14 protein-coding genes are annotated in these 16,045 nt (G+C 40.1%); 5 read left to right on the top strand and 9 right to left on the bottom strand.

Annotation, left to right across the window (positions count from 1 at the left end; translation table 11 throughout):
• From B2V92_RS09990 to B2V92_RS09965, 6 genes are all read right to left on the bottom strand, one after another.
• Positions 1-2,842 (bottom strand): SusC/RagA family TonB-linked outer membrane protein (locus tag B2V92_RS09990; protein ID WP_293307434.1); only part of this gene is annotated, 2,842 nt, incomplete at its 3' end.
• A gap of 493 nt (positions 2,843-3,335) precedes the next feature.
• Positions 3,336-4,745 (bottom strand): alpha-L-fucosidase, encoded by a 1,410-nt coding sequence (locus B2V92_RS09985; RefSeq protein ID WP_293307432.1) that lies wholly within the window; start codon positions 4,743-4,745, stop codon positions 3,336-3,338.
• A gap of 106 nt (positions 4,746-4,851) precedes the next feature.
• On the bottom strand, positions 4,852-5,154 hold the full coding sequence (locus B2V92_RS09980; RefSeq protein ID WP_293307430.1) for a GNAT family N-acetyltransferase: 303 nt from the start codon (positions 5,152-5,154) through the stop codon (positions 4,852-4,854).
• A gap of 260 nt (positions 5,155-5,414) precedes the next feature.
• Positions 5,415-5,720, bottom strand: a complete 306-nt coding sequence (locus B2V92_RS09975; RefSeq protein WP_293307428.1) for a hypothetical protein — start codon at positions 5,718-5,720, stop codon at positions 5,415-5,417.
• Positions 5,721-6,092: 372 nt separating this feature from the next.
• A complete protein-coding gene (locus tag B2V92_RS09970) occupies positions 6,093-7,217 on the bottom strand; it encodes a glycoside hydrolase family 18 protein (protein WP_293307426.1) in 1,125 nt (374 codons plus the stop codon).
• 22 nt (positions 7,218-7,239) lie between these two features.
• Entirely contained in the window at positions 7,240-8,079 is an 840-nt protein-coding gene (locus B2V92_RS09965; protein WP_293307424.1) for a ThuA domain-containing protein, read from the bottom strand.
• A gap of 270 nt (positions 8,080-8,349) precedes the next feature.
• Between B2V92_RS09965 and B2V92_RS09960 the strand changes: the two genes are divergently transcribed.
• The 3 genes from B2V92_RS09960 (at position 8,350) to B2V92_RS09950 (ending at position 11,628) form a co-directional block, all read left to right on the top strand.
• Positions 8,350-9,027, top strand: a complete 678-nt coding sequence (locus tag B2V92_RS09960; RefSeq protein ID WP_293307422.1) for a phosphatase PAP2 family protein — start codon at positions 8,350-8,352, stop codon at positions 9,025-9,027.
• Complete coding sequence (locus B2V92_RS09955) at positions 9,028-10,542, top strand: ArnT family glycosyltransferase (RefSeq protein ID WP_293307420.1); 1,515 nt, start codon at positions 9,028-9,030, stop codon at positions 10,540-10,542.
• A 126-nt stretch (positions 10,543-10,668) separates the two neighbouring features.
• On the top strand, positions 10,669-11,628 hold the full coding sequence (locus tag B2V92_RS09950) for an alpha/beta hydrolase (RefSeq protein WP_293307418.1): 960 nt from the start codon (positions 10,669-10,671) through the stop codon (positions 11,626-11,628).
• Between the two features lie 4 nt (positions 11,629-11,632).
• Here B2V92_RS09950 and B2V92_RS09945 read toward each other — a convergent pair whose 3' ends face one another.
• Both B2V92_RS09945 and B2V92_RS09940 read right to left on the bottom strand, forming a co-directional pair.
• Positions 11,633-11,830 carry a hypothetical protein gene (locus B2V92_RS09945; RefSeq protein WP_293307416.1) on the bottom strand — a complete coding sequence of 66 codons (198 nt, stop codon included), beginning with the start codon at positions 11,828-11,830 and terminating at the stop codon, positions 11,633-11,635.
• 369 nt (positions 11,831-12,199) lie between these two features.
• Entirely contained in the window at positions 12,200-13,084 is an 885-nt protein-coding gene (locus B2V92_RS09940) for an NAD(P)H-binding protein (protein WP_293307414.1), read from the bottom strand.
• A 78-nt stretch (positions 13,085-13,162) separates the two neighbouring features.
• Here B2V92_RS09940 and B2V92_RS09935 point away from each other — a divergent pair, with 78 nt between their 5' ends.
• Both B2V92_RS09935 and B2V92_RS09930 read left to right on the top strand, forming a co-directional pair.
• Positions 13,163-13,528, top strand: coding sequence for a winged helix-turn-helix transcriptional regulator (locus B2V92_RS09935; protein ID WP_293307412.1), 366 nt, complete (start codon positions 13,163-13,165; stop codon positions 13,526-13,528).
• A gap of 240 nt (positions 13,529-13,768) precedes the next feature.
• On the top strand, positions 13,769-14,743 hold the full coding sequence (locus B2V92_RS09930) for a Gfo/Idh/MocA family protein (RefSeq protein WP_293307410.1): 975 nt from the start codon (positions 13,769-13,771) through the stop codon (positions 14,741-14,743).
• A gap of 115 nt (positions 14,744-14,858) precedes the next feature.
• Here B2V92_RS09930 and B2V92_RS09925 read toward each other — a convergent pair.
• Positions 14,859-16,045, bottom strand: a 1,187-nt coding sequence (locus B2V92_RS09925) for a right-handed parallel beta-helix repeat-containing protein (RefSeq protein WP_293307408.1), incomplete at its 5' end; no start/stop codon positions are given.

Here is a 16,045-nt window from a genome sequence, read left to right as displayed (position 1 = left end):
CCTGTACACCGGTTGCAAAATCGTTTGTTGGGTTACTTGCCGACCAGCGGTTGGCCACGCCGGCCACCGTATTTCTGCCACCCAGCGGATTTTCGAAAGTATAACGGCTTAAATTATAAATCTGATTACCCTGAACGCCTGAAACAAACATGCTAAAATCGAAGTTTTTATAACTGAGGTTTGTTGAGAAACCAAAAATGTAATCTGGGTTTGCATTTCCGGTGATCCTCTGATCGGCTGCTGTAATTAAACCATCGCCGTTAAGGTCGGCAACTTTGGGGCCGCCTATCCTACCGTCAGATCCCGGAAGAATGGTTTCTCCGGTTTGGTAAATCCCATTATATACATAAGTTTTAAATACGCCCAATGGCTGGCCAACACTTAATACGGCATATGGACTAAGCACAAATTCTTTTACATCGCCTTCTAAACTCAGCAGCTTATTGCGGTTGATAGATAAATTGGCATTTACATCCCACTTCAATTCACCGTCCAATATTTTGGTGTTTACTGCAAATTCGAGTCCTTTGTTTACAATACTTGCAAAATTGCCGGTGATAGAAGAATAACCAGAAGAAAAAGGCAATGCTTTTACGAAAAGGATATCTTTTGTTTTTTTATTGTAGGCATCAATTACAAAGTTCAACCTGCCTTTGAGGAATGAAAAATCAAGTCCGATGTTGGCCTGTGTAGATTTTTCCCATCTTAAATCTGCATTTGGGATACCTGAAGGACTAATACCCACAGTGTAGGTATGCTCAAATTCATAATCACTTCCAGAAGTTAAAGTTGCAAGCGATTTGTAGGGATCAATAGCTGCTGCATTACCCGTAAGGCCATAACTGCCCCTTAGTTTCAGATCGCTGAACAGGCTGCTGTTCTGCATAAAATCTTCTTTGATAATGCGCCATGCACCCGATACTGCCGGAAAAAATCCCCATTTTTTGTTCTGCCCAAATTTCGAGTTACCATCATATCTTGCGGTTACATCGAAGAAATATTTATCGGCAAAGCTATAGTTGATACGCCCCATAAAAGATTCTAAAGCCTCTCTTGTCCTGTTGCTGAAAACAGACCTGTTTACAGCCAGTTGTACCGCTTCATTCCTGGTTACATCGTTCGGGAAGCCATTTGCATTGATTTCGTTGTAGTTGTAAAGGTTGGCCTGTGTGGCATATACTCCGGTAAATTTTAAATTATGCTGGCCGAAAGATTTAATATAGGTTAAAATACTCTCGTGCAGCAAAGCTGTACTATTAGAATTGCCTTTAAAGGCAGCGCCTGAGGTTGCATTTCTTTCTAAAGCGCCAAGAATATAAATCGGTGAGTACCTATCACTTAATGTACTGGCCAAATCGGCATTAAATGCAGCACGGTAAGTTAGTCCTTCTGCAATTTTTGCCTCTGCGTAAACATTGGCCAATGTACGCTTGGTTTGTTGCTGGTTAAAGATTTCGGTCAACCCCAAAGGATTTGTAACTTCACGATACCTACCGTTAAACTGATCGCTTAAAGGAAAAATACTGCCATCTGCCCGATATGGCTTTAAGGTAGGTGGCGCACCCAAAGCAGCACCTACAACCGAAGTAGTAGTGGCAGCTCCATCCAATGATTGTGAAGCTGTAGCTATCCCCTGGTTGATGGTGTAACTGCTTAAAATGGTAGCGCCAAGTTTAAATCTATCATTAATGGTGTTATCTAAAGTTGCCCTTAACGAATATCTTTTAAAGTTCGATTTAATGATGATACCATCCTGATCGAAATAATTTGCAGATACCGAAAATTTCGTTTTATCAGATCCGCCTGCTGCCGAAACCATATAATTCTGAACTTTGGCACTGCGGTAAATCTCATCCTGCCAATTGGTACCTTCGCCTTCATTTTCGGGATTGGCATAAATGGTGGTTTTATAAATCTCATTTTCAAGCTGCGCAAACTGTGTGGCGTTTAAAACCGGAATGGTTTTCGTAATTTTCTGCACCCCAACATAACTTTCGGCCTGTATACTGGTTGCTCCTAATTTACCGCGTTTAGTGGTAATTAAAACCACACCATTAGCGCCCCTGGCGCCATAAATGGCGGTAGCAGATGCATCTTTTAAAATCTCTACCGATTCTACATCCGATGGATTAATGGTTGATAGTGGGCTAGGCGCATTTGCAGTGCTTTCGTTCGAAATCTGTATACCATCAATTACATACAATGGCTCTGAAGATCCGCTGATGGAGTTGGTTCCCCTTACCCTAACGCTAATGTTACCACCAGGTGCGGCATTATTCTGGGTAACCTGCAAGCCAGAAACCCTCGATTGTAAACCCTGGGCAATGTTTACCACCGGGGTTTTAACCAGATCTTCTGCTTTAACCGAAGCAATAGATCCCGTATTGGCAATTTTTTTCTGCGAGCCATAACCTACAATTACTACTTCATCAAGGCGTTTATCTTCATCGGTCATTATCACATCGATGGTATTTTTACCAGCTACATTGATTTCCTGTTTTGCATAACCGATAAAAGAAAAAACAAGTGTAGAAGAACCGGCAGGTGCCTTAATAGTAAAACCACCACCATTGGTTGTTAATGTTACAGTTGAAGTGCCTTTTACAGCAACACTCACGCCTGGCATAGGCTGTCCTTTTGTATCTTTAACGGTTCCGTTGATGGTTACACCGGTTTGTGCGGAAACACTTGCCTGGATTAAAATCAAAATAATACTGATTATATACCACGGTTTTAAGCATTTCTGGAGAAGAGCGGCATTTGCCAATTTCGGATCGAAAACAGTTTCCTTGTTTTTTGGAGAACTGTTCCCCCTAAAAAACAGATCGTAAAATCTTGTCATAATTTATTTGGTTTATTTTGGTTAGCGTCACATTAAAATCTTGGCAGATATTAACCGACAGACAATTATAATGTCAATTTTTAAATACATTATTATAAAAACACGACATAATAAATTGGGAGCGTTCCCATTTTTGGGAATGCTCCCAATCAGGAAAGGGATTAATTAGGGAACAGTTTGCAGTTAACACTTATCAATGAACTATTTTCAAGTCCGATGACCGATGTCCGAAGTTTGGATGTCTAAGACAGTGCCCTTTGAATGTAGTCGAAGGATAAATAGTTAACTAATGAACTATTTAATAGGTCCTATTACCGAGGTCGGAAATTTGGATGTCTAAAACATTATACTTACCAATGAACCAGTGAACCAATTAACCAGTAATCCAAAAATGCCAAGAGCGCAAAACACACAAAACTGATCTTGTGTATTTCGCGCTCTTAACTTTGGTCAGAGGACTAAAGACTCCAGACTGAAGACTAAGGACTAAACCCTACCTTCTTTCGTTAAAAACCTGAAATTCTGCAATTGATGGGGTTTCTTTTGCATGGGCAATGCGGATACGGACTTTACTGGCCCAAACGCGATCGAAGCGGTGTATTTTAATGCGGTCTTCATTTTTGCCTTCGAAAGTTTTTTTCCATTCCACACCATTCCAATATTCGAGTACATAAGTATCAATATTTGCTTTCTGCTCGGCCACAACAATGGTATTAATGGCTTTTTCATTTTTAAAATCGACCTCGTACCATGGATTTTCAACCGCACTGTTCGATTCCCAGGAGGTTCTGTAGCTATCATCATTGGCGAAATCCATAATGTTCATATCGTTGCTCCAACTCGAATTAGTGGCCTGGTTTTTGGCGAGGTTGCTCGAAATTATAGGCAAACCCAATGGTGGTAGCGCTTTGGTTGGTCCTTCATTTTTCCATAACTGGCCCACCTCTTTTAAAGCAGCAATGGCATTGTCATCAATCAAACCATCACGATTAGGGGCCACATTGAGGATAAAATTACAACTGGCTTCGTTTAAAGGCTTAATTAAATCGTTTACAATTTCCTGTGGTTTTCTTACCGGTACGGTCGGGAAATCGGTTTTCCAGAACCATGAAGTATTAATTGGCAGGCAGGCCAAAGTTGGCATCAGTTTACTCTCTTTTGGCATACGCTGTCCGGCACCCATTTCGTAAGTTTTAATATCGGTATAATAAAGTCCTTCGGAGGGATATTTTGCGCCGTTTAAATCCATTACCAAACAATCGGGCTGCAAACTTTTAATCAGGGTATAAATATCCTCAAAAGGTACGTCATCATAAGAAATCCTCGACCATGGGGCATCCCATCCATCGATAATCAGTGCTTCAATTTTGCCGTATTTGGTTAACAGTTCGGTAAGCTGCTGTTTTACCATATCAATATGTTTAGGCGTAATCTGGTTCGGCCTTAATTTATGATGGGTATCCAAAATGGAATAATAAAGCATTACTTTTAAACCATTTGCGCGAAAAGCATCGGTAAACTGTTTCACTACATCTTTGCCGTATGGACTGTTCATTACATTATAATCGGTGCTTTTGGTATCCCAGATGCAAAAACCGCTGTGGTGTTTGGTGGTTAAACATCCATAACTCATATTGGCCGATTTTGCAGCCTTTGCCCACTGATTGGCATCGAGTTTTTTAGGATTGAACAATTTTGGAGAAGCTTCGGGATCGGGCCAGTCGGCATTGGCATAAGTTGGGATATTGTAATGGATAAACATTCCGAAACGGAGATCAACAAACTGCTGTTGCAATGCATTTAACTTTTTGGCGGCATCAGCAGTATTCTGTGCCATGGCTCCTGCTGAAATCAGCAAAATCAATGCTAGTAAAACGTTTTTCTTAATGGATAAAAGCTTCATTTGGTGTTGTTATGGTTTAATAAATAGGTTTTTAGGGAAATTAAGATTTGCTGATCAGGTAAATTATCCCTAACCAGCAATTGCGGTGTAAAGAAAACAGCGGAAATTATTCTTCTTTTATTTTATTCCAGATGTCCTGATAAAGGGCTTCATGCCTTCTAAACTGAAGGTGCACGTAAGGACAGAGTGGTATAACTTTTAACTTATTTTCGTGCACGTAATTTACCATGGCATCAAGCAGGATTTTAGCATAACCCAATCCTTCTTTTAATGGCGATACCTCTGTATGGTACACCGTTAGGTCGTTTCCCTGGATATCGAACACCATTTCGCCAACTTTTCCATCTTCGTCATACAGCTCGAAAGCACTTGGTCCGTTTTCCTGGATATTGATTTTAACTTCTGCCATAGTGGTTAATAATTTTATGGCAATTTAGCAAGAATTAAGGTTTTTGTTCTGAGTTAAGCCGGTAGAATTTTATCGTAACAAAAAAGTGGCTTCGCTAAAAGAGTTGCACTATTTCCTCTATCTGTCATCCTGAACGCAGTGAAGGATCTTTCTTTTACAGTTGGTGATAAAATGCAATTATTTTTAGTGCCCTGATAAGAATTAACGACTTTAGATTTCTCTCTCGGATTTTCAGAAAGAAATCTATTCGTTCAATTCCATTATCGCATCATTTTTTCCCGTCGCTCAGTCTTGCCTCGGCTCACCGCCGCCGAAAGGCTCTCACTTTTTTCAGCTGTGTTTATGTTTTTATCGGTCTTCAAGCTTGCTTCGCAGGTTGGCTTGATCCAAAAGTGACAAAAGATCAAGGCTTGGATCTGATGTTGGATAAATTCGTCAAAACTTTGATGGCGGCAGTATCTAGGCTCTTGTCTTCGCTTTATCCCATCGCACCCGCTTGATCCTGCCTTGGGTTGTGCGATGTTGATAGGATGTGCAAAAGCTTTAACGTTTTCTCCTTCCATCATATCCCATGCCGGATAGCGAGGTGCAGATAGCAAAGCGCAAACTGGCTTTCGAATCCTTCTGTTGAGCCATCAGCTCCCACTACACTTAAATAACTGTAAAACAATCAATTAATCCAAAAAAATATAAAACTATTAGCATTAGGCATCCTGTTACAGTTAACCCCCTGAGCGTAGTTGAAGGGTAAACAATTAACCAGTTAACCAATGTACAAATGACCAATAAACAGTTTTCAGTTGGCAATTTGCAGTTAACAATTTATCAATACTACAATTAAACAATACACAAATGACCAATGAACAGTTTTCAGTTGGCAATTTGCAGTTAACCGATTTAAACAATTAACCAGTTAACCAATCCACAAATGAACCAAATCACCTGATATCCTTATTGATCTGATCGAGCAGATACCCTTTCAGATCCGAATCGTTTTCCCAGTACATTACCCCACCCATCTGGTTTTTCTTTACGTACTTACATTTTTCCATTACCGATTTTTCATCATCGAAAGTCATAAACTCTTTCGTTTCGTTATTAAAAATATAAGATGCCTTTGCCGATTTATCTACAAAATGTTTAAATCCTTTTTTGTTGATCAAACTATCGCGGATAAAGGTATAACCCTTGCCATAACCCTGCGCTAGTACACTGTCTGCAATTCCGTTCTGCGCTGCATCCTTTAATTTAATCATCCTGCCATAAAATGCGATCCCCATTACCAGTTTATTGGCCGGCACACCAGCTTTAACAAAAGCCTTAAAAACGGCATCACCACTGTTGCCTTTATACTTGTCTGATTCGTAAAGGTTGGTATGGTGTACGGCTACGCCATTGCCGGGATAAAAATCGTAGGTCATCAGGTTAACAAAATCGAGAAAACTTTGAACTTTATCCATTTCGGTATGGCTGATGTAATTATTAAAACCACCCACGGCAATGGTCAACAGTTTTTTAGCTCCGGTTTCGCTTTCTAGTTTATTCAGTTCATCACGTAATGCTGCCATCATCAGGGTAAAATTCTTTTTGTCTTCAGGACGGTACACATTTCCCTGCTCGCCCGGGATGCCAGGGTATTCCCAATCTACATCTACCCCATCGAGTTTATATGTACGGGCAATATCGACCGCACTTTTTGCAAAAGCAACCCTTGCAGTATCGGTAAGCGCTGCATCAGAGAAATTCTCGCTCCAGGCCCATCCACCAATGGAAATCAAGATCTTTAACTTCGGGTTTTGTGCTTTTAAGGCAACCAGATTCCTCAGGTTTACGGTATCGGTAGCCGGCCTGTTGATGAAAGCCCGGTTATTTTTTACATTGATAAATGCGTAATTGATGTGCGTAAGCTTTTTGGCTGCAATAAGCGAAACATCAACCAATCCGCGATAACCGCCAACATAACCGATAATTACCTTTTCTGTTTCATTTTTTGATGTGGCCATGATCAATAATGCCATGATCAATAAAGGAAGAACGGCCAAAAACTTTAAATTTTTTTTCATTTTATAGATTTTATTAGGCTGTTTAACGTTTTTTACCTGTGCCCAACCATAAAAGTACGTTGATTAATAATTTATCCTGATCGGGATTACCAAATGATGAGGAAAGCGATTTATTGGTATTATCGTATTTATGCTCGTAATCCATATCGTTATGCCCCATGTTTACATAAAGCATTTTGAACTTTTTGTTGCTCCATACTACAGGATAAAAGCCGCTGCGCCATATTTCGTGCTGTTTCGGACCAGTGCCGAGCGGAAAACTGGTAGAATCGATGGATAAAAGGATGTCGATATCGGGGTTGTTACGCAGGTCATTTTTCCATCGGTACCATTCGTTAGGCTGCGCCTTAAAGGTTTGCGGCAGATTTGCGGTAACAGGATGTTTTGCTTCTTTTTTTAAAATAGCACTGGTTGGTCTCCAGGTATTACTCCCGTATTCGCCCGAACCCAGAAATGTATTATGGTACCAATCCCAGTTTTGCGGAACAGCCGAGTTATTTAAGCCGAAAGCAGCAAAATGGAAACCCATCCAGCCCCCACCTTTTTCCATGTATTTCTGGAAAGCTTCGCGCTGTTCTTTCTTTTCGGGCCTGGTATCCAAAAAGAGTACCACCTGATAATCAGCAAGGAATTTTTCGTTCAGGTTTTCCCAGTTCGAGGTAGAATCGTATTCGAAATTGTATTCTTTAGCCATTTTCGGAAACCATACATTGGCCTCGTGTACAAAACTGATATGAGCCAGATCGCTCTTGGCAGTGTAAAAGGCAATTACCTTAAATTTCTTTTTAGCTGTGGCCAACAGACTATTCGAATAAAGGAGACTTGCAAAAAAGCAAAGGAAAAGTAAATATATTTTTTTCATAACCATAATTTGGGATAACATGATCCTGGAAAGCAGATACTATAAATATTATCTGATAAATGGATCAGAGCCAATATCGCTTTTTTTGATACACGAGCGTCTAAATTTGGGCTAAAGTATGCCACTACAAATACACTTCATTATGATTTTAACAGCTTTCATCTATAAAATCTATAAGCACACTTTAATCGTATGACGTAAACATGACAAATCCTTAACCTTAAGGTGATCTTCAACGACTAGTTTTACAAGCAGGAAATGGCGAAAAAAATGATAAAACGACTAATAAAACTCCGCTTTTATTTTATTATGGCATTATCGGTTCTGGTGGCAGCCCTTATCTTTAATTTTTGCTTTTCTAAAACCGAAGGTTTCCTCTTATTTAATCAATATCACCCCAACTGGCTCGATTCTTTTTTCAAATATGCCACCAATCTCGGCGACGGGTTGATCAGTATTTTAGCGGCAATAATTTTACTCTCATTGCGGAAAAAGAAAAAAGCAATGACGGTTACCTTGGCTTATATCTATTCGGGCCTGTTGATACAGCTGGCCAAAAGGATATTCCACATGCCACGACCGAAATTCTTTTTTGAACAGACTTTATTCCAGTACAGCCATTTTGTTGAAGGGGTTAGGATGCACGATCAGAATTCTTTTCCCTCAGGCCATACGGCTTCTGCTTTTGCCCTGGCAACGGTTCTGGTACTCGTGTTTAAGAAAAAGAAAATTTCTTTCTTTTGTCTCTTTATGGCCATTTTAATCGGTTACTCCCGAATTTACCTGGCCCAGCATTTTCTGATCGACGTAATTGTTGGAGCCCTTGCCGGCATTGGCTGTGCATTGATCAGTTATCATCAGGTATATGATCTTAAACTTTTCAGATCGGCCAAAGTAAACGAACGATACAAAAAGCTTAAAATCGCCAGTCGGGCAAATGCCATATAAGTGAAAGGTATTCCGGCTAAACTCTGGCTTTTTATTGCAGCGGTAACCCTGCTGAGGGTTTTTATTGCCTCATCAATGGCTTTGGGTAATGATGAGGTATATTATTGGACCTATGCCTTAAATTTAGAATGGAATTATTTTGACCATCCACCCTTTGTGGCATGGTTAATCAGGCTAACAACCGCTAATCTGCATCTCCATACCGAATTATCTGTACGGTTTGGTGCAATCGTTTCATCGGCAATATGTACCCTGATTATTTTTAAAACAGGTAAATTTCTGCATAGTGCCCGTGTTGCATGGTATGCGGTACTGCTGTATAGCGCATCATTTTATTGCAGCATTATTGCAGGTACGTTTATCCTGCCGGATAGTCCACAGATGGTTTTCTGGCTTTGGAGCATTTTTTTACTGCTTAGAATTACCCGATCCATCAGTAATAATCAACCAGCACACAAGCTCTGGTACTGGTTCGGTGCTGCATCAGGCCTTTGTATGATGTGCAAAGTACACGGTATATTTTTATGGTTTGCAGTGCTATTATTGGCTATATTTATCAACAGGAAGTTCTTTTTGCAAAAGGGGCTGTACATTGCTATCATTATTAGCCTGTTTCTGATTTCTCCGGTTATCATCTGGAATATCCAGCATCATTTTATTACCTATACTTACCATAGCGATAGGGTAAGCTTATTCCAGGCGGGGATAAATCCACTGGCTTTTGCGAGGGAAATCAGTGGCGAAATATTCTACAACAATCCCGTTTTATTTTTTCTGGCATGGATATCGGTATTTGGATTGTTCAGGAAAAAACATCAGCTTAAAAGTGAAATCCAAGTATTGTTATTTTGTGCTTTACCCCTTATTGCTACCTTAATCACACTATCCATTTTCAGGGATACCTTGCCGCATTGGTCTGGTCCGGCATATACCTGTTTAATATTTATTTCGGCTTTGCGGCTTGGATCGTTCAGCCCATCAAAAGCAAAAACAATTTTAATCGCCGCTTTATTGTTTTTCGTGCTGATCATTGCAACTGGAATACCCCTGATCAATTTTTATCAGGGAACCTTATCCACTAACAAAGAAGCAGTGCATTTGGGCAAAGGCGACCCAACCCTCGATTTATACGGCTGGCAAGAAACCGGGAAACTGGTTGATTCGGTTTATAAAACAGAAAAGGATAAAACCATCCGTACCATGGTTATTACCAAATGGTTTCCGGCAGCCCATTTAGATTTTTATGTTGGATATAAAACCGGTTTAACTACTTACGGAATAGGAGAAATATTCAATCTTCACCAGTATTACTGGTCGAACCGGCTTAAACTCCAATTAAAAACAGGAGAAAATGCATATTATATCGTACCATCAAATCTTTATGATGAAAACGACCTGAATATGGTTAAAATACAATTTAAAGATTGCGGCAAACCTTTGATTTTACCCATTTTAAGAAATGGCTCCATTTGCAAAAACATCCTGATTTTTAAGCTGGCAGGTTATAAAAGATAAAAATGTGATCATTTTTGCCTTAAAAAAGCAATCTTTCGATTTAAAATTGCGCTTAAATTAAAAATGCGATAAATTAGCTCAGATCAAAGGCTTTTTTGGCCAATAGCGAACCTTTCAATTATATATATGATGTCCCAAAATAGAGTATATCCGCTTAACCTCCTATTTTTTGTTTTTTTATTCAGTTCTTTATCCTCCTTCGCACAAATTGTTTTAAAGGATAAGAAATCGCACGTAGAGACCAAAATATTTTCGCAGACCGATACTGTTGCATTAAAACTGGATATTTATTATCAGGGTGGGATTAGCGAGAAAAAACCCACGATTTTGTTTGTTTTTGGTGGTGGTTTTGTACTGGGCCGCAGAGACAGTAAGTTATACGAACCTTACTTTAACACGTTAATCGAAAATGGTTTCAAGGTGGTTTCGGTTGATTACAGGTTAGGGCTTAAAGGCAAAAAGTTCCCTTCCCCGTTTAACACTTCTAATTTACGATCAGCCATTGATACGGCTACCACAGATGTTTATAAAGCAACAGATTATATCATCAAAAATGCAAAAGCACTGGGTATTGATACGGGCATGATCATCATCTCCGGATCGAGCGCAGGGGCCATTACGGCACTACATGCTGATTATAACAAAAGGAATGCAACTCCATTGGCCGCTAAACTTCCGGCCGGTTTTCAATATAAAGGTGTAATATCTTTTGCAGGGGCTATATTAAGCTATAAGGGCGCTCCGAAATATGCAATAGCACCTGCACCAACCATGCTTTTCCATGGCACTGCCGATAAACTGGTTCCGTACAATAAGGTGAGGTTGTTTAACCGCGGCTTTTTTGGATCGAAATACCTGGCGCACCGTTTTAGAAAAAACAGTTACCCTTATTATTTCCAGTATGTACAGGATATGGGCCACGAAATAGCCGGTTCGCCAATGGCTGAAAATCTCCCCGATATTTTATGGTTTATCGAAAATTATGTGGTTAAACACAAACGTTATTTTATGGATGTAGATTTTAAAGATGCCGACAAAAAACCCACTTTTAATTTATCTGCTGCTAAAAAAGTAATCGGAAATTAGGCAATCAATTGTCCGTTCCGCCGCTTTGTTCGCTCAGGATACGCTCTATTTCGAGCATCATCTGTTCGGCCAAACGTTGCTTGGCCAACGATTTCGACAGGTAGGCATCTGCAAAAGTAGCCTCCAGCTCATCCATAATAAAGGCATATTTGGCCTTAAGTTCTATGAGATCGATCTGAAGCTTCTTCGAAAGGTTTTGCATGTTACAAAGCTAAAAAAAGCAGAACGTTATTTACTGATCTGATCTGTCATTTTTCTCTTTTTTAAAAAATACCATGCAATTGGTAAAACATTAAAACAATCCCGGTCCTACATCGTTTATACCTTAATTCCGGCGTGGTTTCCGGAATTCATTTGTTTGGTTAGTTGAAAAGGGATCGATCTCAAATTGGATCCCTTTTCTTTTTTGGATTAAAATCAGTCGCGAAAACTCACCCTGTCCGTCATCTCGACCGTAGCGGAGAGATCTATCTCGAGATAGATTTCTCTCCCGAATATTCGGGACGTTCCATTCGAAATGACGGTTATATTATAAAGTGTGTCAATAAGTAAGAACAAATAACTACCTCACTTACCCATTATAAGCCGAAGCAAACTGCGCAGCAAAATCTTCTAATTTGATTTTTCCAACCGGAACAATCCCTTTAGCTTCGAAATCTTCCCACAACACTACACTTCTGATGGCAGTACCCATTTCTACATAATTGCTGGCCATTTCTGCCGACAAGCCTGCGCCAACCATGCCTTCGTAAGCTTGTGTATCGTCAAATTCAACCCAAGGTAAACCGGCTTTGCCAATTGCCGTACCCAAGGCTGAGGCTACTTCGCTTAGTTTGCGTTTATCGCTGGCAATATAAAGAATGCTTTTTCCTTCAAAACCCTCTTCTATTTTAGCAGCGGCAACCGCAGCAATATCGCTCGGATGAACCAATACAATTGATTGATCGGCACCATAGTTGGCTCCAACAATACCTGCATGTTTAATCAAATCGATATTTGCGTAAAGGTTGTTGTAAAAATACGATGGACGAAGGCTTAATAGGTCGATATCCGCTAATTGGTTAAAAATCTGCTCTACAGCGTATAAACCTGCAATCGGACCGGTCCCTTTTTCTAAATGGGCACCAATGCTGCTCAATAAAACCACTTTTTTAACACCCGAAGCTTTAACTGCATTGGCATAATGCTGTCCTACATTTTTAATATGTTTTTTCAGATCATCAGCACCGAAATGAGGCGGAACCATCAGGTAAACCAAATCTGCACCGGTAAAAGTTTCGGTAAGAAAACTTTCGTCGGTTACCGAACCAATGGCCGCCTTTGCGCCAAGCTCGCTTATTTCTGCTGTTCTATCAGCATTGCTGCTTATCACGGTTACGTTATTACCTTTTGCAATTAACTGGCTTGCTAACGGTTTGCTGATGTTCCCAAGGGAACCTGTTATTATTATTTTCATGATTGTTATGTTTTTATTTGAAAGCAAAATTATATTTGTACTTACTTTTATACAAGTACTTACCCCAAAGTATGTATCATGACAGCCATTAAAGAAAATTCGACCCTAAACGCAAACAGGAAAAGCAACCAGGCCAGCTGCCCGGTAAGTTTTGTGATGAGCAAAATTGGCGGCCATTGGAAACCGATTATCCTTTATCACCTTTTGAGCGGAACAAAGCGGTATAGCGAATTGAAAAAACTCATTCCGGCCATTACCGAAAAAATGCTCATTCAACACCTTAAACAGATGCAGGAAGATAATCTGGTGATCCGTGAGGCTCAAAATGTAGTTCCACCATATGTAACCTATAGCCTGAGTAAAGAAGGCGAACAGTTAAGAACCGTACTGGATGCAATGGTAGAATGGGCCTTTGCGCAGGACTTTAAAATAGACGAAAATTAAATTTTAAAAGCTTTCTACCTCATTATTAACGGGCTACGTTAAATCCCAAAAATCGACAAAACAATCTATTAAAACTTCCGTTTATAATTGCGAACCCGGGGTGGTTTCCGGGATTCATTTGTTTGGTTAGTTGATTAGGGATCAATCTCATATTGAATCCCTTTTCTTTTTTAAGCTTTTACCTTAAGAAGCGACTTTCGGCCAATTTTTTTTTAATTTCACCGTTCAATTCAAATCATCATGGAAGAAATCAGGTGGGGTATTATTGGTTGTGGCGATGTAACCGAAGTTAAAAGCGGTCCGGCATTTAATAAGGTTGCCAATTCTAAATTAGTGGCCGTAATGCGCCGTGATAGTGCCAAAGCAGCTGATTATGCAAAAAGGCACGGCGTAGCAAAATGGTACAGCGATGCTTCCGAGCTGATCAACGATCCGGAGGTAAACGCCATTTATATTGCCACACCTCCCCTACAGCATGAAGCTTATACCTTAGAAGCTTTGCAGGCTGGTAAACCCGTATATGTAGAAAAGCCTATGACTTTAGATGCGGCCGCAGCACAACGGATGACAGATGCAGCAAATCAACTCCATATAAAACTTTGTGTGGCGCATTACCGCAGGGCGCAGCCCATGTTTCTGAAAGTTAAAGAACTACTTGCCCAGAATACGATCGGGGATATCCGTTTGATCCGTTTAAAGATGCTCCAACCGCCAAACCCTGCGTTGATTGCCAAAACAGAAGATAACTGGAGAATCAACCCTGCCATTTCTGGCGGAGGATTGTTCCATGATTTGGCTCCGCATCAACTCGATTTAATGACCTACTATTTTGGTGCGGTAAAAAACGCCTCGGGCATGGCAACCAAACAACAGGAAAATACTGAAGTGGACGACCTGGTAACGGGTAATATCCTTTTCGAAAATGGAGTGGTTTTCAGTGGTAACTGGTGTTTCTCTGTTTCGCCTCAGGATCAGGCCGATCAATGCGAGATATATGGTTCGAAAGGTAAGATCAGTTTCCCGATGTTCGGCAGTAAGATTAAGCTCACTACCAATCGAACTAAAGAATTCGTATTCGAACCTTTGCAGCATGTACAACAGCCCATGATCGAAAAAGTGGTTAATTATTTTCTGGATAAAGAACCGAACCCCTGCAGTGGCGAAGATGCACTGATTACCATGAAATTAATGGACGATTTTACTAAGAATCAGTAATTGATCAATCTTAGCTGTGATAATGAAAAAGGTTGGTGAGCCACCAACCTAAAAATCAAAAAAAAAGAGTTGTCAACTTCTTTGCCAACAGGCTATTAAAGTTGACAACTCTGAGTTACTTTATATCCGATTTAATATCTTTTTTTGCCATGTCTTTTAATTCAATCTCCGGCTTTTCTACCCCGAACAGGTTACCTTTGATGGTTACTCCAGTACAGGCCTGAAAATTAAATGCTGCTCTTGGATTCCCAGAGGGCATAAAATCTGATTTTTCTATTTTATTGTTTACAAAAGTGAGTCGTTGGGTGCTTTTAGCATACAATAACGGATAATCGTAAACTTTAAAGGTATTGTTCTCGATTTTGATGTTTTTATGCACATAGTAATCTGGCACCAGCTGATGGTTTTGGGGACTGATATTGATTACATAATTATTGGGTGCTGAATTATAGCCACATTCTATAAATTGGTTGTTGCGTATGGTTACGTCTGTTACCGGCCCCGATTCGTACCAACCTTCGGCATCATCTTCGATTAAAATGGCATGCATGCCCGTGCGGTAATACACATTATTCTCGATAAGCACTTTGCGGCGGGTGGTAATTAAGGTTCCCCGCGAAATGGTGGCTTCAAAACGCGAATTTTTAATGGTAACCGAAGGTGTCCAGGTTACATTTTCTAAGGCATCACCTACTTTCAATTCACTTGGAACAGGCTTTTCTAATTCCACAACCATCTCCCTTTCTGAAATTAGTTTGGCTGTTTTGATCTTACCCTGTCCAAAAATCTGTAATGCAGCAGCGTGTAAATAAGCTATCGTATCACCAGGAATAAAAGCCGTAAAACCATAAGTTTGGTGGTGCATAAATTTCAGTTTCAAAGTACTTGGAGATATAATTTCGCTCACTTTTAAATGTGTACCATGTACATTAACCGGATCATCGTGTAAACCTTTAAAGCGGCAATTATTGATGGTAATCTGTCCCTTACAGCCCGAAAAATGCATTCCATCTGCCGACGACGCGATTACACGTCCACTACCAGGCTCAGGTGATACGAAAACGCTATCGTAATCAAGGTTTTCCGAAAACTGCGATACGATGCCCAAACCGTGCATGGAATACATATTGAGATTGTGGAGACTGATATTTTTAGAACGGTTGTTAAATGCACCAACGTAATCGCGGTAACGGTCTCTGATGGTTAACACATCGCCTGGCTGCGCTTTAAGCTTAGAAAAATCGCCGGTAAATTTCACTTTAAGCGGAGCAATTTTTTCGGCTTTACTTTTCGAAAAAACAT

Origin of the sequence: Pedobacter sp. UBA5917 (assembly GCF_002432345.1) — a bacterium.
Classification (GTDB): Bacteria; Bacteroidota; Bacteroidia; order Sphingobacteriales; family Sphingobacteriaceae; genus Pedobacter.
Note: the sequence above shows the minus strand (reverse complement) of the source record. Positions and strands in the feature narration are given on the sequence as shown.